At 73.9% G+C, this 22,059-nt stretch carries 15 protein-coding genes; 8 read left to right on the forward strand and 7 right to left on the reverse strand.

Annotated features, from left to right (window positions below):
- The coding region (locus BLR33_RS29675; RefSeq protein ID WP_176930612.1) for a formate dehydrogenase accessory sulfurtransferase FdhD at positions 1–125 on the forward strand (125 nt) is incomplete at its 5' end.
- A gap of 234 nt (positions 126–359) precedes the next feature.
- Here BLR33_RS29675 and BLR33_RS29680 read toward each other — a convergent pair.
- The 6 genes from BLR33_RS29680 to BLR33_RS29705 form a co-directional block, all read right to left on the reverse strand.
- Positions 360–2,609 (reverse strand): RICIN domain-containing protein, encoded by a 2,250-nt coding sequence (locus tag BLR33_RS29680; RefSeq protein WP_407639740.1) that lies wholly within the window; start codon positions 2,607–2,609, stop codon positions 360–362.
- A gap of 157 nt (positions 2,610–2,766) precedes the next feature.
- Positions 2,767–3,603 carry an undecaprenyl-diphosphate phosphatase gene (locus BLR33_RS29685; RefSeq protein WP_093787740.1) on the reverse strand — a complete coding sequence of 279 codons (837 nt, stop codon included), beginning with the start codon at positions 3,601–3,603 and terminating at the stop codon, positions 2,767–2,769.
- 240 nt (positions 3,604–3,843) lie between these two features.
- Positions 3,844–5,415, reverse strand: coding sequence for a chitinase (locus BLR33_RS29690; RefSeq protein WP_093787741.1), 1,572 nt, complete (start codon positions 5,413–5,415; stop codon positions 3,844–3,846).
- Between the two features lie 185 nt (positions 5,416–5,600).
- Positions 5,601–6,977, reverse strand: coding sequence for a S53 family peptidase (locus BLR33_RS29695; RefSeq protein ID WP_093787742.1), 1,377 nt, complete (start codon positions 6,975–6,977; stop codon positions 5,601–5,603).
- Between the two features lie 232 nt (positions 6,978–7,209).
- Positions 7,210–8,103: an ABC transporter permease gene (locus BLR33_RS29700; protein ID WP_107408938.1), complete on the reverse strand. Its 894-nt coding sequence runs from the start codon at positions 8,101–8,103 to the stop codon at positions 7,210–7,212.
- 116 nt (positions 8,104–8,219) lie between these two features.
- Positions 8,220–10,994, reverse strand: a complete 2,775-nt coding sequence (locus BLR33_RS29705) for an alpha/beta fold hydrolase (RefSeq protein ID WP_093787743.1) — start codon at positions 10,992–10,994, stop codon at positions 8,220–8,222.
- 197 nt (positions 10,995–11,191) lie between these two features.
- On the opposite strand from BLR33_RS29705, the gene BLR33_RS29710 reads away from it, so the two are divergent.
- The 3 genes from BLR33_RS29710 to BLR33_RS29720 all read left to right on the forward strand — a co-directional run bounded on the left by BLR33_RS29710 (position 11,192) and on the right by BLR33_RS29720 (position 14,257).
- Positions 11,192–11,845: a hypothetical protein gene (locus BLR33_RS29710; RefSeq protein WP_143031786.1), complete on the forward strand. Its 654-nt coding sequence runs from the start codon at positions 11,192–11,194 to the stop codon at positions 11,843–11,845.
- Positions 11,846–12,047: 202 nt separating this feature from the next.
- The gene (locus BLR33_RS29715) at positions 12,048–13,049 is read left to right on the forward strand and encodes an aldo/keto reductase family protein (protein WP_093787745.1); all 1,002 of its coding nucleotides are present in this window, start codon (positions 12,048–12,050) and stop codon (positions 13,047–13,049) included.
- Between the two features lie 272 nt (positions 13,050–13,321).
- Entirely contained in the window at positions 13,322–14,257 is a 936-nt protein-coding gene (locus tag BLR33_RS29720) for a phosphatase PAP2 family protein (RefSeq protein ID WP_093787746.1), read from the forward strand.
- Here the strand turns inward: BLR33_RS29720 and BLR33_RS29725 are convergent.
- Entirely contained in the window at positions 14,247–15,536 is a 1,290-nt protein-coding gene (locus tag BLR33_RS29725; RefSeq protein WP_093787747.1) for a transglycosylase family protein, read from the reverse strand. The two genes, BLR33_RS29720 and BLR33_RS29725, sit on opposite strands and share 11 nt — an antisense overlap.
- 160 nt (positions 15,537–15,696) lie before the next feature.
- Here BLR33_RS29725 and BLR33_RS29730 point away from each other — a divergent pair, with 160 nt between their 5' ends.
- The 4 genes from BLR33_RS29730 (at position 15,697) to rho (ending at position 21,975) form a co-directional block, all read left to right on the forward strand.
- On the forward strand, positions 15,697–16,737 hold the full coding sequence (locus BLR33_RS29730) for an LLM class flavin-dependent oxidoreductase (protein WP_093787748.1): 1,041 nt from the start codon (positions 15,697–15,699) through the stop codon (positions 16,735–16,737).
- A 111-nt stretch (positions 16,738–16,848) separates the two neighbouring features.
- Positions 16,849–18,189: a D-alanyl-D-alanine carboxypeptidase family protein gene (locus BLR33_RS29735; RefSeq protein ID WP_093787749.1), complete on the forward strand. Its 1,341-nt coding sequence runs from the start codon at positions 16,849–16,851 to the stop codon at positions 18,187–18,189.
- Positions 18,190–18,422: 233 nt separating this feature from the next.
- Positions 18,423–20,531 (forward strand): restriction endonuclease, encoded by a 2,109-nt coding sequence (locus BLR33_RS29740; protein ID WP_176930614.1) that lies wholly within the window; start codon positions 18,423–18,425, stop codon positions 20,529–20,531.
- Between the two features lie 292 nt (positions 20,532–20,823).
- The gene (gene rho / locus BLR33_RS29745) at positions 20,824–21,975 is read left to right on the forward strand and encodes a transcription termination factor Rho (RefSeq protein WP_093787750.1); all 1,152 of its coding nucleotides are present in this window, start codon (positions 20,824–20,826) and stop codon (positions 21,973–21,975) included.
- Positions 21,976–22,059 lie beyond the last annotated feature (84 nt).

Raw genomic sequence — 22,059 nt, forward strand, 5'->3', positions numbered from 1 at the left:
CCCCCTCCTCCCTCGCCGTCGACCTCGCCCACGAAACCGGCCTCACCCTCATCGGCTTCCTCCGCGGCACCTCCATGAACGTGTACGCGGGCGAGCAGCGGGTCGCCCTCCACGCGACGGCCTGAACGGGCCGCCCGCCCCTGCCCGCTGCACGGGAAAGGGCCGGCCGGCGGAAGCAGCGCCCCCCTGCCGACCGGCCCTCCCCCCCTCTTTTCCGCTCTTTCGCTCCGGGGGCTTCAACCGGTGTCGACGGTCGATCATGCTCGGCCGATCGTTCCTCACGGCCTGCGCGTGTTCTCCCTTTCGACACCGGCCGCCCCCTGCGACTCAATCGCTGAACTCAACCGCTGATACGGGTTCTACGGGTAACTCGTCAGCGTCTCGTGGGTGTGGCTGGCCGTCACCGCCGCGCCCGAGTTGTCGATGATGTGGTTGATGTTGCCCGCGCCGCCGAGAACCGTGGTGACCATGTCGTGGAACTTCACGCCCGAGGTCGTGGGGGTCTCGATCGCGTGGCCCAGGACGAGGTCGGGGTGGTCGCGCAGGTAGGCGTAGATGCCGACGCCCCACGCCTCGTGCGTGGTCACGGAGTTGGCCACCTTGTAGGAGGCGTACCCGAGGTCGCCGCCGCTGGTGGTCCAACTGGCCTGGTCCGGCACGTCGTACGGGGTCTCGCTCTGGTAGAAGTACACGCGGCCGCCGTTGGCGTTCCAGGTGGTCTGGTACTTCTCGTAGTGCTCGACCGCCAGGCCGTACATGGTGACGTTGGCGCCGTTGACGACCAGGCCCTGCTGGGCCGGGTTGGTGTTCCAGCCCACGCCGTTGGAGTGGTCGCCGCGCCACAGCCACAGGTCGTCGCCGATGACGTTGGCGCTGTTGACCACCAGGGTCGTGGTGGCCTTGCCGGCGATGTCGCCGCCGACGCGGAAGAACACGTCCTGCAGCACGGTGGGGTCGGCGGCGTGCGAGGCGGTGGAGCCGGACGGGCCGATCTGCATCAGTGTCGCGGAGTTGGTGGTGTTGGCGCTGATCAGCAGGCCGGCGATGTCGATGCCGTCGACGTCGGCGGTGGTGATCGCGGTGACGCCGTTGTCGGGCACCAAGGTGGCCAGGCCGAGGCCGAGCACGACGGTGTCGGGGCGGGTGATGTTCAGCGGCGCCGACAGGTGGTAGACGCCCGGGGTGATGATCAGGTTCTTGCCCGCGGCGAGCGCGGCGTTGATCGTGGTGGCGGTGTCACCGGACTTGACGATGTAGAACTGGTCGATCGGGATCGAGGTCCCGGCCGGGGTGCCGTTGGTCCAGCTGGGGCCTTGGGCGTTGGTGCGCAGCGCCGGGTCGAACACCTGCCAGGCGCCGGAGGAGTCGACGTAGAGGAACGGCTTCTCCTTGGTCGTCGGGCTCTGGGCGACCGTGGTGTAGGGCGGGTTGGGGAAGCTGTTGCCCGGGGCGCCGTTGTCGCCGACGAAGACCATGTTCCAGTTGCTGCCGGACCAGCCGCCCATGGCGGTGTCCTTGGTGAGGTACTGCTGCTGGGTGCCGGAGGTGATCGTGCCCGAGATCCGGGAGTCACCGATGTAGCCGCCGCTGGACCAGTTGGTGGAGGTGCCGTGGGTGTTGTCGTAGAGCAGCATGCCGCCGTGCACGTCCATCCGGCGGAACGGGTCGGCCTGGGAGGCGGCCCACATGGTGCTGCCGGAGCTGGGGGTGACGGACATGTTCTCGGCGTCGCGCCAGAAGATCTGGGTGGCGTTGCCGTCGCTGGTGTGGCCGGAGACGTGGACGCCGCCGCCGGTGATGTTCACCTGGTCGGGGTTGAGGCCGAGCCCTGCGACCTGGGTGTAGTAGCCGACGGGCACGTCGACGTTGTAGGTGCCGGGGGTGAAGAGCAGGGCGTTGCGCTGCGTGCCGAACTCGTTGTTGACCTGGGCGTTGTAGACCGAGTTGATCGTCGACTGGATGGCGGACGTCGACATCGACGGGTCGAACACCGTGACGTTGGGGCCGAAGTCCGGGGTGCCGGCCGGCGGGGTGGTGCCGCCGCCGGAGCCGCCGATGGTGAAGGACTGCGCGGCGGTCCCGTTGCAGGTGTACTGCTCGAGTTGGACGCTGTCGGCGGTGGAGGCGCCGGGCACGTCCAGGCACTTGCCGCTGTTGCGGTTGACGAAGTGGTAGGTGCCGCCGGACTCGGCGACGGGCTGCCACTGCTGGTTGGCGCCGCCGCCGTAGAGCCACAGCTGGGTCAGGGCGCCGTCGGCGGTGGAGACGTCGGTCTCGTCCCAGACCTGACTGGGAGCGCTCGACACCCCGATCCGGTAGTAGCCGCTGTCGGTGGCGGTGAACTGCCAGGACTGGGCGGCGGTGCCGTTGCAGGTGTACTGCTGCACGGCGGTGCCGTTGGCGGTGGCGGCCGCGCGGGCGTCGACGCACTTGCCGCTGCCGGCGTTGACGACGGTGGCCGGGGAGGTGGGGATGGTGGCGGCGCCGGCGCCGCTCGCGGTGATCAGGGCCAGGCCGGCGCCCGCCGGGAGCAGCAGCGCGGCCGCGAGGGCGGCGGTCCGTCTGCGGTGCCGGCGGGGGCGGGCGGAGGTGGGGGAAACCGTTGTCACACGGGGCTCCTCGGTCGCGTTGTGGGGGGGGGATCGCGATGTGGTCTGGACCGTAGGTCCAGACCAGTGAGGAGTCAATACAGAACAAAAAATAAGTCGTGAACTATGCCGCGCGCCCTCGGCCGTGGAGGGGGCGGGGTCCTGGCTCAGGGCCGGCTCAGGGCTCCACGACGTTGGTGACCAGCAGGCCGATGAGCAGGACGCCGACGACGATCCGGTAGATCACGAACAGGTTGAAGTCGTGCCGGGCGACGTAGCGCAGCAGCCAGGCGATGGAGGCGTAGGCGACGACGAAGGAGACCAGGGTGCCCACCGCGAGCGCGCCGGTGCTCACACCCCCGCTGGTGGCGTCCTTGAGCTCGTAGAGCCCGGCGCCGGTGAGGGCGGGCAGGCCGAGGAAGAACGACAGCCGGGTGGCGGCCATGCGGTCCAGGTCGCGGATGAGGGCGGTGGAGATGGTGGCGCCGGAGCGGGAGAAGCCCGGGAAGAGCAGCGCGAGGATCTGCGAGCAGCCCACCCACATCGCGTCGCGCAGGGTCACCTCGGCCTCGCTGCGCTTGTAGCGGGCCATCTGCTCGGCGGCCCACATCACCCCGCTGCCGACGATCAGCGAGGCCGCCACCACCCACAGCGAGCCGAGCGGCCCGTCGATGAGCGGCTTGGCGGCCAGCCCGACGACCACGATGGGGATCGTCGCGTAGATCACCCACCAGGTGAACTTGTAGTCGTGGTCGGTGCGGGCCCGGCGGTCGGTGAGGCCGCGCAGCCAGGCGCCGACGAAGCGGGCGATGTCGCGGAAGAAGTAGACGAACACCGCGAGGATGGCGCCGACCTGGATCACCGCGGTGAAGCCCACGACGGAGTCGTCGTCGACGGGGATGTTCATCAGGCCCTCGACCAGCTTGAGGTGGCCCGTGGAGGAGACCGGCAGGAACTCGGTCAGCCCTTCCACGATGCCGAGAATGACGGCCTGGCCGACGCCGATGGCACTCATGGGCGGTTCCCGTCCCCTTGGGGTTCTGCGGTGCTCGGTCTGCTGCGACTACATGGGCGTAGACACCTTCGGCAGACTCTAGGGGATGGGCGTGCGCCGCACCGAAACGGGGGCAGGGCGCGGCCCGGTGCGGGCGGTCCGCGGGGACCGTCCGCACCGGGGTGTCAGGGGGTGCTCAGCGACCGGTCAGCACGTGAGGAGCAACCGAGAGCAACTGGTCGGCCCCTACCGACACGGACGTCAGCAGGGCCCGAGGTCCTGCCAGACGCCCCACTCGCCGGTGGTGCCGGGCACCTCGTCGGTGGTCCACCACTTGGCCTGCCAGGTGTGGCCGCCGTAGGAGACCTTGTCGCCGCCGACGTAGATCGCCGAGGAGCTCCACGGCTGCGCGGTGCAGGCGCTGGCGCCGCCGGTGACGGTGAGGGTGTACGTGGCGGTGTGGGTGGTGCTGCCGGCCTTGCCGGTCACGGTCAGCGGGTAGCTGCCGTTGACCGCCGAGGAGGAGGCGGACACGGTCAGGGTGGCGCTGCCGCCGGCGGTGACCGATCCGGGGCTGACCGCGGCGGTGACGCCGGCGGGCGCGCCGGACACGCTCAGCGCGACGGACTGGGCGCTGCCGGCGGTGACCGCGGTCTTCACCGTGGAGGTGGCCGAGCCGCCGACGGCGACGGAGCCGGAGGAGGGGGTCAGCGCGACCGAGAAGTCGTTGGCGGGCGGCGGGGTGGTGCTCCCGCCGCCGCTGAACGGCTCGAAGGTGTGGCTGAACTGCCAGGTGCTCTGCGAGATGCCGGAGCAGGTGTCGGAGGCGCTGCTGCCGGGGCAGCCGCCGTTGTCGCGCTGCAGCGCCCAGAAGGACAGCGTGTTGATGCCCTTGCTGACCGCCCAGTTGTAGACGGTGGTGGCGTTGGCGGTGGTGAAGGTCTCGGCCGGCCCGTAGTCGTCGACGCCGGGCATCTCGGTGACGCCGATGGTGTTCCACAGCTGGGCGTCGGTCCGGTTCGGGTAGAGCTGCGCGAGCTGGTCGTGCAGGCCCTGGGCGGCGGTCTCGGTGTCGGTGGCCATGTTGTGGGTGGCACCGTCGTAGTAGTCGAACGTCATCAGGTTGACGACGTTGAGGTTCACGCCGTTGGAGACCGCGTTCTGCAGCACCGGCAGGCCGGAGCCGTCGCCGAGGCTGCCGGTGGTCAGGCCGTGGGTGGTGGTCGGCAGGGTGTAGGAGAACTGCACGGTGCGGCCGTTGGCCGCCGCCCAGTCCTGGACCTGCTTGACGGCCTTGTTGCGGCGGTCGATGCCCGCGGAGTTGGAGAGCGAGTCGGCCTCGACGTCCAGGTCGATCCGGGTGACGTCGTAAGTGGTGATGACGCTCTCGTAGGCGGCGGCGATCGAGTTGACGTTGGTGCAGCTGTCGGCGATGTCGGTGCCGGTGGTGTCGGCCGCGTACCCGCCGAAGGACGGGATGACGTTGCCGCCGCCCGCCTGGATGGTGTCGATGTCGGCGCCGAAGTTCGCCTGGCTCACCGGGGTGGAGCTGTCGCCGTTCCAGTCGGGGGTGCACGAGCCGGCCGAGGCGGTCTGCAGGAACGCCATGGTGAGGTACTTGTTGCCCGAGGAGGAGGCGAGGCCGGAGAGGCTGTCGCCGTTGTACGCCTCGAAGTACGGGGCGAAGACGTGGGTGGGCAGCGGGGTGGCCGCGTGGGCGGAGCCGGCGCCGGTCAGCGCGAGGCCGGCGGAGGCCGCCGCGGTGACGAGGCCGGTGAGCAGGGCGCGGGTGCGCGTGCGGGCCTTGGGGGCTCTGCGAACGGGTCCGGTCATGGACCGCGCTCCCTTCGACGGTGGGGGTCCCAGCACGCGGGCCCGGTGCTGGTCTGGACCAATACTCTTGGTAGGGACCACCCAACTGTCAAGACTCCTAACAGATACCGCCGTTGGCACCGCGGCGACTTGGCCCGCCATTGGCCGGCTCTTGGCCCACCGCGGACCCGCGCCCTCGCTCCGGCTCAGTGCAGCCAGCTGAAGAGGGCGAGCGCGGGCACGAAACGCGCGGCGTCCACGGTGCCGACGCCCGTCGCCATGTCGTAGCCCTTGACCGCGGTGTAACCGGTCACGCCGTCGTAGCTGTTGTCGGTGCCGTCCGCGACGTCCACGATCCCGCCGGCGGCGCCGGCCCTGGCCAGCGTGTAGAGGGCGGTGTGGATGTCGCCCACCCGCTGCCCGGCGACCTGGTCGGCGAGCGCGACGACGCCCGAGAAGAGCGGGCTCGCCTCACTGGTGCCGCCGTAGACGTCCCAGCCGACGGCCGTGGGGTCGTAGCTGGAGTACACCCAGGCGCCGCCGTCCACCGCCGCGGACATCGAGACGTCCGGGGTGCCGCGCCGGCCGCCCACGGTGCCCGCCACCCCGTTCTGGTACGACGGGCGGGCGAAGACGTGCGACTGCCCGCCGCCACCGGCCCCGTAGTCGTTGTAGACCGAGTCCGGCGCGCTGCGGCGGCCCGACTCGTCCAGGTGCAGCTGGGTGCCGCCGATGGAGGTGACCAGCGGATCGGCCGAGGGCCAGGAGTTCACCGGGTACGGGTAGTTCGCCGTGCCGTCCTCGGTGGCGTCGGTGGGGCCCGCGTCGCCGGAGGAGGCGAGCACGGTCACCCCGCGCGCCCGGGCGGCCCGGAAGGCGTACCGCAGGTTCTCGATGCTGGAGAAGTCGCCCTTGGCGAAGCCCGGGAAGGTGTTCTCGGTGGCGCCGAAGCTCTGCGTGATGACGTCGCCGACACCGCGGTCGATCAGCGACTTCTCGGCGTCCATCATCTCGGGCAGCCCGGTGACGCCCTCGGTCTCGGCGACCCCGGTCTCCACCAGTACCAGGTGCGCGCCGGGCGCGACCGCGTGCGCCATCTCCACGTCCAGCGTGGTCTCGCCGGCCCAGCCGTTCTGGTCGGCGTCGGCCGGGTCGAAGGGCGGCACATGGCCCCACTTGACGACCTGCACCTCGGTGCTCGGCAGCCCGAACTGCCGGCTGTAGACGTCGAGGTCGTGCTGGATCGTCGGGGAGCCGAAGGAGTCCACGATGACGATCGTCCGGCCGCGCCCGGTCACCCCGGAGCGGTAGAGGGGGTTGAGGTCGTACGCCTGGCGGTACTGCAGAGGCGTGTAGCAGTTGATGCCCCAGTTCGCCTGGCACTGCGCGATGGTCAGCGGGCTGCTCGCGCCCTTGACCAGTTCGTGCCCGGTGACGGCGGGGACCGGCTTGGCAGCGGGCGCCGGGCGCTCGGCGGTGGCGGCCGCGCCGGTCGCGGGGGCGGCGACCAGGGCGGCGGCGGTGAGGGCGGCGGCCCCCGCGGCGGCGACGGCGGCGCGGCGCCGCGGACGGAATGGGCGCATGGACTCTCCTTGCGTGGAGGGCTCTTCGGGCGTGGCCGCGGCACCGCCCGCGAAGGGTGGGGCCATGGCCGCTTCCGTGGATCATGCCCAGGACAAGGAGGTCCGCATGTGTCGGATCGCCGTTCTACCCGAACGGCCGATCATCTGACCATCACTCAGAAGGGCCGTCCGAGGCGTGAGGAGCGCCGGGTACCGCGATGCCGGGCGCCCGGCCGGCTCGCGAGCCGGCCGCTCAGGAGACGATGTCCTTCGTGCGGAAGCCGCGGAACGCCAGCGCCGCCAGCACCACCGCGTACGCGACCGACACCGCCGTGCCCTGTGCCATCCCGCTCCACTCGGTGGTCGGCTGGATCGCGTCCAGCCACGCGTACTGCCAGTGCGCGGGCAGCACCTTGCGCCAGGAGTGCAGCGCCGTCACCGCGTCCAGCACGTTGCCGACGATGGTCAGCCCGACCGCGCCGCCCACCGCGCCCAGCGGCGCGTCCGTCACTGTGGACAGCCAGAACGCCAGCGCCGCCGTGACCAGTTGGCTCGCGTAGATGTACGCGACCGTGACCGCGAGCCGCGCCACCGCCGTGCCCGCCGGGACCGCGCCCCCGGCCGGCAGCTCCAGCGGCCCCCAGCCGTAGGCGACACCGCCCGCCACCAGCGCCACCAGCGGCAGCACCACCAGCGCGACCGCGCTGAAGCCCAGCGCCACGGCCAGCTTCACCGCGAGCAGCCGCACCCGCGGCACCGGCGCGGCCAGCAGGTAGCGCAGGCTGGACCAGCCGGCCTCCGAGGCCACGGTGTCCCCGCAGAACAGCGCCACCGGCACCACGAGCACGAAGCCCGCCGACACGAACAGCGCGGTGGCCGCGAAGTTGGCGCCGGAGGAGGTGGCGGTGTCGATGAGGGTCGGGCCGCCTGCGTCGTTGCCGGACGGGGTGCCGCCGACGGCGAAGGCGGCCATCAGCACGAAGGGCAGCGCGACCAGGAGGCCGAAGACCACCATCGTGCGGCGCCGCCGCAACTGGCGCCGGGCCTCCACCCGCAGCCGCAGGGTGCGGCCGGGGCGGTAGCCGGGGGCGGTGGCGGACCCGGGAGCGGCAGGGCGGGCGGGCGGTACGACAAGGGCGCTCGCCACGCCCGTACCCGTACGGCCCGCGCCCGCGGTGTCCGTGCTGGCCGTGCTGCCCGTGCTGTCCGTGCCGCCGGCCGCGTCCGTGCCGCCCGCGCTCCCCGCGCCGTCCGTACCCGTGCTCACGCCGAACCTCCGATCAGGGTCAGGAAGGCGTCCTCCAGCCGGCGGTGCGGGCCGACCTGCGCCACCGGGACGCCCAGGCGCACCAGTTCGGTCACCAGCGCGGCCGGCGTCATCCCGTCCAGCACCGCGAGCAGGCCGTCCTCCTCGCGGACGGCCGTCGCGACCCCGGGCAGCGCGGCCACCTTGTCCACCACGCCCTGCTCCATCTCGCCCTCCACGCCCACCAGTACGGTGTCCGCCGAGCCGACGATCTCGGCCACCGGGCCCGCCGTCACCAGCCGGCCGCGGTCCATCACCACCAGGTGCGTACAGCTCTGCTCGACCTCCGCGAGCAGGTGGCTGGAGACGATGACCGTCCGGCCGCCGGCCGCGTAGCGGATCAGCACCTCGCGCATCTCGCGGATCTGCGGCGGGTCCAGGCCGTTGGTCGGCTCGTCGAGGATCAGCAGGTCGGGCAGGCCCAGCATGGCCTGGGCGATGGCCAGGCGCTGCCGCATGCCCTGCGAGTAGGTGCGCACCGCCCGCTGCAGCGCGTCGCCGAGTCCGGCGATCTCCAGCGCCTCGGCCAGGTGGGCGTCCTGCTCGGGCCGCCCGGTGGCCTGCCAGTACAGGTCCAGGTTCTGCCGCCCGGTCAGGTGCGGCAGGAAGCCGGCGCCCTCCACGAAGGCGCCCACCCGCGACAGCACCGGCGCACCCGGCCGGACCGCCTCGCCGAACACCCGGATCTCGCCGTCGTCGGGCCTGATCAGGCCCATCAGCATCCGCAGGGTGGTGGTCTTGCCGGCCCCGTTGGGCCCGAGCAGGCCCAGCACCTGGCCGGGCTCCACCCGGAAGGACAGGTCGCGCACGGCGTAGCGGTCGGCGGACTTCGCGTACCGCTTGCTCAGGCCGGTGATCTGCAGCGGCACCGCGGCGAGCGCCGGGTCGGCCGGCCGCGGCCGCACCCGACGGCGGCCGGTGAGCAGTAGCGCGACGGCCACCACGAGCGCGGCCGGCGGCAGCGCCCACACCCACCACGGCACCGAGGCCGCGTCCGCGTGCAGCGCGTGGTCGACCGGGACGGTGAGCCCCGGGCCGTCGAGGGCCACGGTGGAGACGGCGGGCGCGGCGGGGACCGCGTAGCCGAGGTCGGTGCTGGCCAGCGCCACGCCCATGCGGTGACCGGCGGCGAACTCGTGGTCGATCGCGGGCAGTCGGATGCGGACGGCGGTGCCGTGCGGGGAGCCGGCCACCCGGACGGGGGTGACCAGGCCGGAGGGCAGGGTGCGCTTGCCGTCCGGCCCGATGTCGTAGACCTTCGCGAACAGGACCGCCTCGGGTGCGCTGGTGGCGACCTTCACGGTGACGCCCGGCGAGCCCGTCACGGTGGTCGCCCTCGGCAGCGGGGCCGAGGTGAACAGGGCGGTCTGGCCGGGGAAGTCGGTGGCCAGGCCGGTGTCCGCGCCGAGTTGGGAGAGCTGGCTGAGCGAGCCGAGTCCCGGCACCGCGGAGATCGCCGGGGGCGCGCCGCCTGCCGGGCGGGTGACCTGCTGCGGCCGCCCGCCGAGCGCGATCCGCTCGCTGCCCGTGCCGTCGAGCCCGGGGTACACGCCGGCGCTCGCCCCTCGCAGCACGACGCTGCCGTCGGTGGAGTCGAGGCCGCCGGTGCGGGTGACGCGGAAGGCGGGGCCGGTGGCCGCGCCCGTGTCCTTCTTCAGGTAGTGGTCGAACCACGTGGTGACCCGGGCGTCGATCCGCTGGGGCTCGGTGTCGCCGCCGTCGTGGCCGCCCGCGATCCAGTCGACGTCCACAGGGGCGCCGTTGGCGCGGATCGCCTTCGCGGCGGCGTCGGCCTGGCCGAGGGTGAACAGGGAGTCGGTCTGGCCCTGCACGAGCAGGGTGGGCACGTCGATGCTGCGCGCCACGGCCTGAGGGCTGAGGGCGGCAAGGCGGGCTTCGGCGGCGGCGTCGGGCTTCCCCGCTTCGGCGACGCGGGTGTAGAGGGCGCACAGGGAGGGCTCGAAGCGGCCGCAGCCGGGGGCGGGTGCCCGGCTGCTCGGGGGTGCCTGTCCGTTGCCCGGCGGGGCGTTCCGGCCGGTGGCGGGGGCGGTCTGCCCGCCCGGGGACGGGGTGGCCGTAGCGCCGGCCGTGCCCGTGGTGTTCAGGGCCGTCTCCGGGGAGCCGGCGGAGAAGAGGATGCCGGTCCACAACTTCTTGTAGACACCGTCGGGGAAGAGGGCGTCGGAGAGATTCCAGTAGCTCTCGCGGGGGGCGATGGCGTCGATGCGGTGGTCGTAGCCGGCCGCGAGCAGGGAGAGGCCGCCGCCGTAGGAGATGCCGGAGACGCCGACGCGGGGGTCGCCGGGGGCGTCGAGCTGCACGGCGGGCTGCTCGGCGAGCCAGTCCAGCAGGCGGCTGACGTCGGCGACCTCGCCGGTGCGGGAGTTGAGCCCGATCTGCCCGCCGGAGCGGCCGAAGCCGCGCGCGGACCAGGTCAGCACGGCGTACCCGTGCCGGGCCAGCGCCTCGGCCTGCGCCTTCACGTCCGCCTTGCTGCCACCGAAGCCGTGGGCGAGCAGGACGGCGGGGCGCCGCCGGGTGCCGCCGGTGGTGAAGTAGGAGGTGTCGAGCTTGACGCCGCCCGCGCCGGTGAGCATCGCGTCGCTCTCCCGTACGGCGGCTCCCCCGCCGCCCCCGCTCGCGCCGAGCGCCACTCCCCCGCCCACCGCCACCACGGCGAGCGCCCCCACCGCCGCGACCCATTTCCGCCCGCGCGGCCACCGAAATCGCATCCCCCGATCCTAGGTCGCCACCCGCGCGACAACGGGCGCCGGGCCGGTGGGGGGCGGTTTTCCCCGGCTTTTCCCAGGGTTCGAGGGCGTGGGGGCGACTGGGTCAGGCACCGGGGGCCTGGTGCCGCGGCCGGTACAGGGTGATCGGTCGCCTGTGGCGGTTCGGGGGTGACGGTGGGGGGCGGTACGGTCCTGGGGTGGGGACTTTGACGGCTGCGCAGCGCAGGGCCGTGGTCGAGTCGGAGCCCGGGACGGGGCGGCTGGCCGCGCGGCCGCAGGTGTGCGCGGCGCTGGTGGCGGCCGGGGTCGCCGTACGGCACGGGCGGGCCGGGCACCATGGCTTCTACCTGAACCGCGAGGGGCTGGCGCTGCGGGCGGAGCTGATGCGGGCGGCCGAGCAGCGGACGCCGGAGCCGCAGGGACCCGCGGAGCCCACGGAACCCGCCGCGGGCGGTTTCGTGGCGGACGACGGTTCCGGGGCGGTCCCCGCCTCGCCGCGCCGTGCGGCCGAGGTGGCGGCCGCGTGGGAGGGGCTGCTGCAGATCAGGTCCGTACTGGGCGCGGGGGCCGCGGAGGTGCCCGCGCCGTGGGAACGCGAACGCGCGGTCCACGCGGTGGCGCTGGCGCTCGAAGCAGCGGGGGTGCCACCGGCCCGCCCGGACTCCCCCGGCTACCAGGTCGCCCCGTCCCAGGACCCCGCCCTCCCCCGTATCACCTGGACATCCCCGTCGCAGGCCCCGCAGGCCCTTGCCCGGATCGCCTCGCTCCTCCCCTCTTCGGGCTGGCAGCCCACCCTCCACCGCACCCGCACCGCAACCCCGTACCTCCTCGCGTCCCCCCGCCGGGCCTGAGTGGGTTCTTGCGCAAGGAACCGCCCGAAACGGGCGCCCCGGTCCGCCCCGGACCACCCGCCGGCACATGGCTCGGCGCGCGGCTCCCCTCGCACCCGCACGCCTTGTGTCCGCGGGTCTGCCGTCGCACAAGGGGTCGCGGCCGTCGTGGGAGGGGGAACCGGCCGGTCAGGGGCGGCGGGGCCGGGATAGAGTCGCATGCATGGAATATCGCCACCTCGGCCGCAGCGGCCTCTTCATCAGCGAAATCGCCTACGGCAACTGGCTCACGCACGGCTCCCAGGTGGAGGAGGACGCCGCCACGGCGTGCGTGCGGGCGGCGCTGGACGCCGGGATCACCACCTTCGACACCGCCGACGTGTACGCGCAGACCCGCGCCGAGTCGGTGCTCGGCCGCGCGCTGAAGGGCGAGCGCCGCGAGGGCCTGGAGATCCTGACGAAGGTCTTCTGGCCCACCGGCCCCGGCAACAACGACCGTGGCCTGTCCCGCAAGCACATCCACGAGTCGATCGCCAACTCGCTGCGCCGCCTGCAGACCGACTACGTCGACGTCTACCAGGCGCACCGCTTCGACGTCTCGACCCCGCTGGAGGAGACGATGGAGGCGTTCGCCGACGTCGTGCACTCCGGCAAGGCGCTCTACATAGGCGTCTCGGAGTGGACCTCGGACCAGATCCGCCGCGGCCACGCGCTCGCCCGCGAGCTGCACATCCCGTTCGTCTCCAACCAGCCGCAGTACAGCGCGCTGTGGCGGATCATCGAGGGCGAGGTCGTCCCCACCAGCGAGGAACTCGGCATCGGCCAGGTCGTGTTCTCGCCCATCGCGCAGGGCGTGCTGACCGGCAAGTACAAGCCGGGACAGCAGCCGCCGGCGGGCTCGCGCGCCACCGACGACAAGGGCGGCGCCGACATGATCAGCCGCTGGATGCGCGACGAGGTGCTGGAGCGCGTGCAGTTGCTGGAGCCGCTGGCCGCGGAGGCGGGCCTGTCGCTGGCCCAGCTCGCCGTCGCCTGGGTGCTGCAGAACCCGAACGTGTCGGCCGCGATCGTCGGCGCCTCCCGCCCGGAGCAGGTCGCGGAGAACGCCAAGGCCGCGGGCGTCAAGCTCGACGCGGACCTGCTGGCGAAGATCGAGGAGATCCTGGAGCCGGTCGCGGTCACCAGCCCGCTGCGGGTGCACGAGAACGTGCCCGCCAAGCGCTGACCTGCGGTTCTCTTCCACGGCGGCCGTACGCCGGGCTCGGACCCGGGTACGGCCGCCGTGTCGTCGGCGGACCCGGGTAGACTGACGACAGCCCTGTAGACAGTGGGGCGGCGGCCGGGACGTACCGTGGAGACGAGGGTCCGCGGACCCGGCGGACCAGCAGGACGCGGTCGCACGCGGCCCAGGCAGGCGGCGGGCGGCCCGCACGGACACCGCACCGGCGGCCCGGCTCCCCGCCCGGCCCGGCCGGGGAAAGGCACCGACTCCACGCGATGACCCGGCACCCGCGGCACACCCCCGAGCCCGAGTCCGCAGACCCCGCGCACGACGCCGGCCGCGACCCCACCGCCCCCGGACCGGAGCCCGTGCACCCGGCGCCCACCTCCGAGCCCGAGGACCCCGCGGGCACCCCGGAACCCCACCCCACAGGCTCCTCACGCGACCCCGAGCCCGAGCCCGGACCCGCCGAACCCGCACTCTCCGTGCCGGGACGTATCCGCACCCCTTACACCCGGGCGGTTCTGCTGCTCGCGGTTCTGCTGGGGGCCGGCTTCGCCGTCGTGGCGGCCGTGGTGAACCTGCGGCAGGGGCACCCGTACGGCTTCGACACCGGGCCGCACCACTGGGCGGTCGCGCACCGGCCGCACGGGTGGGTGGTGGCCGCCCGCGGGGTGACCCACGCCGGGACGGGGGCGTACCCGTACCTCGCCGCGGCGGCCGGCGGGCTGCTGGCCGGCAGACGCGCCGGATGGCTGCGGACCGGTGTGCCCACCGCGCTGCTCGCGGTGCTGGCGCTGCTCGCCGAGCAGGTGGTGCGCACCGCGCTCATGGCCGCCTTCGCCCGGCCCCGCCCGCCGGCGGCCGACTGGGCCACCCCCGTGACGGGCCACGCCTTCCCCTCGGGGCACTCCTCCTCCGGCGCGATGGCGGCCGGCCTGCTGGCCTGGGGCCTGCTGTGGGCCCTGCCGCCGCTCGCCGGCCGGCTCGGGGCGGCGGTGTGCGTCCTGGCCGCGGCCGCGATCGGCTTCACCCGCGTCTACCTGGGCGTGCACTGGCCCAGCGACGTGCTCGGCGGCTGGCTCTACGCGGGCCTGTGCCTCACCCTGGCGCTGCCGCTGCTGGCCGCGTTCGTCCGCCGGGCGGGTACGGCGGACACAGCAGGCGCGGCCGACGGATCCGGCGCACCCGAGCCGCCGGTCAGACGCTGACGCCGTGCGAGCGCAGGAACCGCAAGGGGTCGACGTCGTCGCCGTACACCGGCCCGGTGCGCACCTCGAAGTGCAGGTGCGGGCCCGTGGCGTTGCCGGTCGCGCCCGAACGCGCGATCCGCTGGCCCTCGTTGACGTGCTGGCCGACCTTCACGGAGATCTGCGACAGGTGGCCGTACTGGCTGTAGTAGCCGTCCGCGTGCCGGATGACGACCTGGTAGCCGTACGAGCCGCCCCAGCCGGCGGTGACCACGGTGCCGGAAGCGGCCGCGTGGACGGCGGTGCCGGTGCCGACGAGGAAGTCCACGCCCGTGTGGTAGCCGCTGGCCCAGCTCGCGCCGCCGACGTGGTAGCCGGTGCCTATGGCGGCGTGGACGGGCACGGTCCAGCCGGTGGTGTGCGCGGCCTTGTGGGTGGTCTTCGGGGCTGTCTTGTGGGCGGCCTTGGCGTCCGTCTTGTGCTCGGCGGGCGCCTCGTGGTGCTTGGCGGGGGCCGGGTGGGTCGCGGGCTTGGGCTTCGTCGCCGTGGCGGCGGAGTGCGCGGAGTGCCTGCCGCCCGCGGGCTCGGCCAGGTGCAGGTGCTGGCCGGGGAAGATCAGGTCGGGGTCGTCGCCGACGACCTCGCGGTTGTCGCGGTAGAGCGCGGGCCAGCCGCCCTTGACCGCGTGCTCCTCGGCGATCTGCGAGAGGGTGTCGCCGTGGACGACGGTGTAGGGGTCGGCCTTCTCCCGGGTGGGAGCGACGGCCGGCTTCGCGGGCTGCTTCGGCTTCGCGGACCGCGTGGTCTTCGGCTCGGCGGCCTCCGGCTTCTTCGGCGCCGCCTCGTGCGCCGCCTTCTGCACGCTCTTCACGGCCTTCGGCTTCGCCGCCGCCACATGCACGGTGTGCGAGGCGGTCGCGGGCTCGCGGGTCAGCCCCGCCTCGCGGGAGCAGACCGGCCAGGCTTTCGGCCCCTGCGCGTCGAGCACCTTCTCGGCGATCGCGATCTGCTCGCTCTTGCTGGCCAGGTCCGCCCTGGGGGCGTAGGCGGTGCCTCCGTACGCCTTCCATGTGCCGGCCGCGAACTGCAGCCCGCCGTAGAACCCGTTGCCCGTGTTGATCGACCAGTTGCCCGAGGACTCGCACTTGGCGACCTTGTCCCACACCCCCGCGGAGGCGGCGTGCGCGCTGGTCATGCCGACCAGCGGCAGGGCGAGCCCGGCGCCGCCCGCGGTGACGGTCAGCGATGCCTGCGAGACCCGGCTCGGGCGGTAACGGCGGTGGCGTCCGCGTAAGGCCATAACGCGCGTCCTCTCAGGGACGGCCCCCTCGGGGCCTGTGCACCCGTGACACCCGGCCTGCCCGGGCGGGGCCAAGATAGGCCCTGCCCCACCCCGCCACAAGAGCGCCCGCATCCGCACAGGTGGGACTACCCGGCGCAACGCGGACGTTGGACGAGAAATGATCCGTCTGCTGCATCAGACACCGTTCTCCGTCCTGGACCGCTCCCGCGTCCGCGAGGGCGGCACCCCGGCGCAGGCGCTGCGCGACACCGTGGAGTTCGCGCGCGAGGCCGAGGCACTGGGGTACCACCGCTTCTGGGTCTCCGAGCACCACAGCGTGCCCGGCGTGGCCGGCTCGGCGCCGACCGTGCTCGCGGCCGCGGTGGCGGCGGCGACCTCGCGGATCAGGGTCGGCACCGGCGGGGTGATGCTGCCCAACCACCGCCCGCTCGTCGTCGCCGAGCAGTTCGGCGTGCTGGAGGCGCTGCACCCGGGGCGGATCGACATGGGCCTGGGCCGCTCGGTGGGGTTCACCGGCGGTGTCCGCAAGGCGCTCGGCCAGGGCAAGGAGGCCGCCGACGCCTTCGGCGACCTGATCGCCGAGCTGCTCGGCTGGTTCGACGGCAGCCAGCGCGCGTACCCCGAGGTGCACGCCTGGCCCGCGGAGGGGCTGCGCCCCGCCCCCTTCCTGCTCGCCGTGGGCAGCGGCGCCGACCTGGCGGCCGCCCACGGCCTGCCCCTGGTGATCGGCGGCATCCGCGGCGAGGACGAGATGCTGCGCGCGGTCAACCGCTACCGCGCCGCCTTCCGCCCCTCGCCGTGGGCCGAGCGGCCCTACGTGGTGCTCTCCGGCACGGTCGCGGTGGCTGCGACGCCGCAAGAGGCCTACCGTCTGCTGCTGCCGGAGGCGTGGGCGACGGCCTGGTCCCGTACCCACGGGGTCTTCCCGCCGCTCTCCCCCGCCGCCGCGATCGAGGCCCGCACGATGGCCCCGGCCGAGCGCGCCCGCTTCGAGCAGGCGCTGGCCGGCCACATCCACGGCACCCCGGATGCGGTGGCCGACGCGCTGGAGTCGCTGCTCGCCCGCAGCGGGGCCGACGAGTTCCTGGTGACGACCAGCACCTACGACCGCGCGGCGCTGCTGGAGTCCTACCGGCTGCTGGCCGGTGTGCTGCACGGCGCCCCCGACAGGAGGTCAGGCGCGGGCGCGGCTCGATGATGTGACGGTACGTCCGGTTGGCGGGAAGAGCGTCACCCGCAGGCGCGGCCCGCTCACCGTGATGGGCGGCGTCACCGCGCCACCGGCCCGGTGCGTTCTTACGGTGAGCACATGAACGCCTACCGCCGGTTCCGCCGCCCGCCGCTGCCGCACCCGCTCCCCACCGCCAGGCAGCAGGCGGCCGCGCTCGCCACCGCCTGCTGCCTGGCGGCGCTGGCCGCCGGGCCCGCGCTGGCCGGCGAGAACAGCGGAACCGGCGGTACGGGCGGGTCCGCCCGGCAGGCCACCTCCGCGGCTTCCTCGGCGGACCGGTCCGACGCCGCCCGGGCCGGCAGCGCCACGGCCCTGCTGTCCGAGCCCGGCGTGCACGTCGCGCCGCGGGCCGGGGCGCCCGCGTTGCCCTCGGGGCTGTCGGCGCTGTCGTGGACGGTGAGCGACGCCCGCACCGGCGAGGTGCTGGCGGCGAAGGACGCGCACCGCAAGCTCCCCCCGGCCTCCACGCTGAAGACGCTCTTCGCCGACACGGTGATGCCGCGCTTCCCGGCGACCCTCAAGCACAAGGTCACCCAGGCCGACCTGGCGGGGCTGGGCGAGGGCAGCAGCCTGGTCGGGGTGCAGCCCGGGCAGACCTACACGGTGGCGGACCTGTGGCGCGGGGTCTTCCTCGCCTCGGGCAACGACGCGGTGCACGTGCTGGCGAACATGAACGGCTCGGTGGCCAACACGGTCGCCCAGATGCAGGCCAAGGCACGGATGCTGGGCGCGAACGACACCCACGTCGTCACCCCCGACGGGTACGACGAGCCCGGCCAGGTCTCCTCCGCGTACGACCTGGCCGTCTTCGCCCGGGCCGGCCTCGACAACCCGGACTTCGCCGGCTACGCGGCCACCAAGGACTCGCAGTTCCCCGGCGGCTACGACGACCACGGCACCTATGTCGCCTCCTTCGGCATCGAGAACACCAACCGGCTGCTCACCGGCGAGAAGGGCGTCACCGCCTACCCGGGCCTGATCGGCGTGAAGAACGGCTACACGACGAACGCGGGCAACACGCTGGTGGCGGCGGCCCGCCGGGACGGCCGGACGATCATCGTCTCGGTGATGAACCCGCAGTCGGGCGTCTACAACGCGGTCTACACCGAGGCCACCAAGCTGCTCGACTGGGGCTTCGCCGCCGCCGACCACACCTCGGCGGTCGGCACCCTCAACGCGGCCGCCCCCGACCGGCCGGCCGACGCCGGGGTGGCCCCGGCCGGGCAGTCCACGTCCTCGGCGTCGGCCGCCGATCCCGGCGCGCCCCGCGAGGAGCCGGCCGGCCCGGTCTCGGCGCACTCCGACACCGCCTCCACGACCGCGTGGTACATCGGCGGGGCGCTGGTGCTGGTCGCGGCGGTGTGCGTGGTGCTGCTGCGGCGGCGCGGCATCAAAGGCCACGATTCCGCGGAGAGTTGAGGGTGCCAGGCGGCTGACTGACGGAGCGTCGGTGCGCGGGGGCCGCGGACGGCGGCGGACGGTTTCCCGGCTGCCCGCGGACGGGTCCCGCGCCACCCGCGCGAGCGCGACGAACCGGTACGGAATCCCCTGGCCAAGGGGTACGCTCGGGTGATCGGCGGTTCGGCCGGGGCCTTGGGGGGCGCGCACCGGGACCGCCGCTGCGTCGTGCCGCCGAGGGGGAGCTTCACCGCATGAGCCGTCGTTCGACCGGTCTGGTCTCCACGTGGGCCGAGATCCAGCGCCAGCAGCAGCGGCAGGCCGAGGCGCAGCACCGGGCGAGGCTCCGCCAGCAGCGCGACGCCGAGCGGCAGCAGCGGGCCGCGGAGCAGGCGCTGGCCCGCTCGCAGCGCGAGCAGCGGGCCGCCTACCGGCACCGCCGCGAGGAGGACGCCCGCCGGGCGACCGACGAACTGGAGCGCCGGTTCACGGAGTTGACGGGGCTGCTGCAGGCCGGCTGCCGGGCCCCGGTGTTCACGCCCGCCGCCCTGGCCCTGCCCGAGCAGGTCGAGCCCTTCGCGCCCGGCCCGCTCGCGACCCCGGTACCGATGCCGGAGCTGCGGGACTACCTCCCGGCGCAGCGCCAGGGCTGGGGACTGGGCGGCGGCCGCGACCAGCGGGCCGCCCGCGAGGCATACGAGCACGACCTGCGGGCCGCACAGGCCGCGGAGGCCCAGCGCCAGGCCCAGTTGGCCGACTACAGCCGCCGGTACCGCAGTTGGGCCGACCAGCGGCTGGCCGAGATACGCCGGCACAACGCGAGCGTGCAGGAGTCGCTGGCCCGGCTGCGGCGCGGCGAGCCGGACGCCATCGAGGACTACCTGACCGGCGCGCTGTACGCCTCGCAAGCGTTCCCCGAGGGCCTGCCACGCCAGGTGGCGGCCACCTTCGAGGCGCCCGAGCGGCGGCTGGTGCTCAACTGGGAGCTGCCGTCCTTCGCGGTGGTGCCCGAGGCGGCGATGGTGCGCTACATGCCCGGCGCCGACCGGGACAAGGAGGTGGCGCGGCCGGTCGCCGAGCGGCGCGCGGCCTACCGGGACGTGCTCGCCCAGGTCATGCTGCTGGTGCTGCGCGAGGTGTTCGGCGCCGACAGCTTCGGCCTGCTGGAGTCGGTGGCGCTCAACGGCTTCGTGGACGACACCGACCCGGCCACCGGGCACCGCACGCCGGTGTTCCTGGCCACCGTGCTCGCCTCCCGCGCCGACTTCACGGCCGTCAACCTCGCCCAGGTCAACGCGGTGGACTGCCTGGTGGACGGGCTCGGCGGGCAGCTGTCGCCGCGCCCGGACCGGCGGGCCGCGGTGCCGCCGGCGCGGGTGCCGGGCCAGGCCGGGCGCGAGGCGGTCACGCACGGCGGCGGCGAGGAGCCGGACCTGCTGACGATGGACCCGCTGGAGTTCGAGGAGCTGGTCGCCGAGCTGTTCCGGGCCATGGGCATGCACGCGGTCACCACGGTGCGCTCCGGCGACGGCGGGGTGGACGTGGACGCGCTCGACCCGGACCCGATCCGCGGCGGCAAGATCGTGGTGCAGGTCAAGCGGTACCGCAACACGGTCGCGCCCACCGCGGTGCGCGACCTGTACGGCACCGTGCAGGACCAGGGCGCCAACAAGGGCGTGCTGATCACGACTTCGGGGTTCGGCCCGACCTCGCACGCCTTCGCCAACGGCAAGCCGCTGACGCTGGTCTCGGGCACCGACCTGGTGGAACTGCTCCACCAGCACGGCCTGGCCGGGCGGTTGGGCGGCGGGCCGGCGGCCGAGGCGAACTCCCCCGCGGGCCGGGCGGGTTCGGCGCTGGACGAGGACGCCGACGACGTGAGCGTGCTCGGCATGCGGTGGTCGGGGCCGGTCGCCCTGGACGTGTGCGCGCTGGTCTGCCGCGGGTCGCGGGTACTCGGCGACGACCACTTCGTCTTCTACAACAACCCCGCCACGCCCGACGGGACGGTCCGGATGATGCCGGGGGTCGGCGGCGACAAGGCCGCGATCTGGGTCGCCTTCGACCGGCTGCCGGCGGCCGCCGACCGGGTGGTGCTGGTCGCCGCCGTCGACCCCCAGGTGAACCCGGACGACGACCTGACCGGCTTCACCGACGCCTGCATCCGGCTCACCGACCCCAGCGGCAGCGAGGCCGACCGGCTCGACGTCTCCGACGGCCGCCCCGGCGAGACCGCCCTGGTCCTGGGCTCCTTCCGGCGCCGTGCGGGCGGCGACTGGGACTTCGTCCCCGGCGGCAAGGGGTACGAGGGGGCGGGCGGTTTGGTCGAGCTCGTGCAGGAGTACGGCATCGAGGTGGAATAGCCCGGGCGACGCTCGTGCTACACTAAGTGTGGGGACACAGAGTCCGCGTTTTTTCATCCGACGCCTGTCCCGATCTTTCTCAGGGGTTCGACCCCTTCCCTTCCGGCGGCTGACGGCCCGGAATCCCGGGTCTCCGCGAACGGCACACCTGTGGTTTCCCCGAGTGCCGCTTGTCCCGCCGTATGTCCGCGGTCCGTGGAGCGTGACCTTTCCGCTCGCGCCGCATCCCCCGCAACGCACCTTCCGGCGGCGCACCGCGCCGCACCGTACGTCCGCGAAAGGACGACCATCCATGACCGACACTCTCGAACGACCCGCCGTACGGCAGGAGTTGCCGCAGCGGGTGGCCGGCGTGCTCGACCCCGGGCGCGGCGGCCAGGGCCGGCTCGTCGGCCCCACGCTGCTGCCCGCCCCCGGCGATCCGACTGTCCCGCAGGCGCTGATGCGCGCGCACGGCCTGCGCAAGGGCGACCTGGTGGAGGGCACGGCCGCCAAGGGCGGCACCCTCGGCGAGGTCCTGCTCCTCAACGGCCTGCCGCCGGAGCGCTCCCGGCCCCGCTTCGCCGACCTCACCCCCCTCCACCCCGACCGGCGGCTGCGCCTGGAGAGCCCGCTGCTGCGCGGCCCCGCCGCCGCGGCCGGCCGCGTCATCGACCTGATGGCGCCGATCGGCAAGGGCCAGCGCGGCCTGATCGTCGCCCCGCCCAAGGCGGGCAAGACGATCCTGCTCCAGGGCATCGCGGCCGCCGTCTCCGCCAACCACCCCGAGGCCCACCTGATGGTGCTGCTCCTGGACGAGCGGCCCGAGGAGGTCACCGACATGCGGGCGCACGTGCGCGGCGAGGTGGTCTCCTCCACCTTCGACCAGCCCGCCAAGCAGCACATCGCGGTCGCCGAACTCGCCGTCGAGCGGGCCCGGCGGATGGTCGAGCAGGGCCGGGACGTGGTGATCCTGATGGACTCCCTCACCCGGCTGTGCCGCGCCCACAACACCGCCGGCACCGGCACCGGCCGCACTCTTTCCGGCGGCGTGGACGCCGGGGCGCTGCTCGGCCCCAAGCGCCTGTTCGGCGCGGCCCGCAACACCGAGGAGGGCGGCTCGCTGACCATCCTCGCCACCGCCCTGGTCGACACCGGCTCACGCGCCGACGACTTCTACTACGAGGAGCTCAAGGGCACCGGCAACATGGAGCTCCACCTCGACCGCTCGCTCGCCGAGCGCCGCCTCTTCCCCGCGATCGACATCACCGCCTCGGGCACCCGGCGCGAGGAACTCCTGCAGTCCCGCGAGGAGCTGGCCGCGCAGCGCGCCCTGCGCCGGGCGCTGGCCACGCGCGACCCGCACACCGCCATGGAGACCCTCCTCGACCGCCTCCGCCAGACCCCGGACAACCAGGCCTTCCTCCGCCACGCCCTGGCCACCAGCCCGCAGCCGGCCGCCTGACCCGACTCGGCGCAGCCGCTGCCGGATACCCGAAGCCGGTTGCCGACCGCCGGCTTCCCGCTTCCCGCTTCCCGCGTCCCACTG

Source organism: Actinacidiphila guanduensis (genome assembly GCF_900103985.1).
In the GTDB taxonomy this organism is placed as follows: Bacteria; Actinomycetota; Actinomycetes; order Streptomycetales; family Streptomycetaceae; genus Actinacidiphila; species Actinacidiphila guanduensis.

Coding starts and splice junctions, on each gene's coding strand:
- rho (WP_093787750.1), top strand. CDS start 20,824: ATGACCGACACTCTCGAACGACCCGCCGTACGGCAGGAGTTGCCGCAG.
- BLR33_RS29695 (WP_093787742.1), bottom strand. CDS start 6,977: ATGCGCCCATTCCGTCCGCGGCGCCGCGCCGCCGTCGCCGCCGCGGGG.
- BLR33_RS29730 (WP_093787748.1), top strand. CDS start 15,697: ATGATCCGTCTGCTGCATCAGACACCGTTCTCCGTCCTGGACCGCTCC.
- BLR33_RS29725 (WP_093787747.1), bottom strand. CDS start 15,536: ATGGCCTTACGCGGACGCCACCGCCGTTACCGCCCGAGCCGGGTCTCG.
- BLR33_RS29705 (WP_093787743.1), bottom strand. CDS start 10,994: ATGCGATTTCGGTGGCCGCGCGGGCGGAAATGGGTCGCGGCGGTGGGG.
- BLR33_RS29720 (WP_093787746.1), top strand. CDS start 13,322: ATGACCCGGCACCCGCGGCACACCCCCGAGCCCGAGTCCGCAGACCCC.
- BLR33_RS29735 (WP_093787749.1), top strand. CDS start 16,849: ATGAACGCCTACCGCCGGTTCCGCCGCCCGCCGCTGCCGCACCCGCTC.
- BLR33_RS29715 (WP_093787745.1), top strand. CDS start 12,048: ATGGAATATCGCCACCTCGGCCGCAGCGGCCTCTTCATCAGCGAAATC.
- BLR33_RS29690 (WP_093787741.1), bottom strand. CDS start 5,415: ATGACCGGACCCGTTCGCAGAGCCCCCAAGGCCCGCACGCGCACCCGC.
- BLR33_RS29740 (WP_176930614.1), top strand. CDS start 18,423: ATGAGCCGTCGTTCGACCGGTCTGGTCTCCACGTGGGCCGAGATCCAG.
- BLR33_RS29685 (WP_093787740.1), bottom strand. CDS start 3,603: ATGAGTGCCATCGGCGTCGGCCAGGCCGTCATTCTCGGCATCGTGGAA.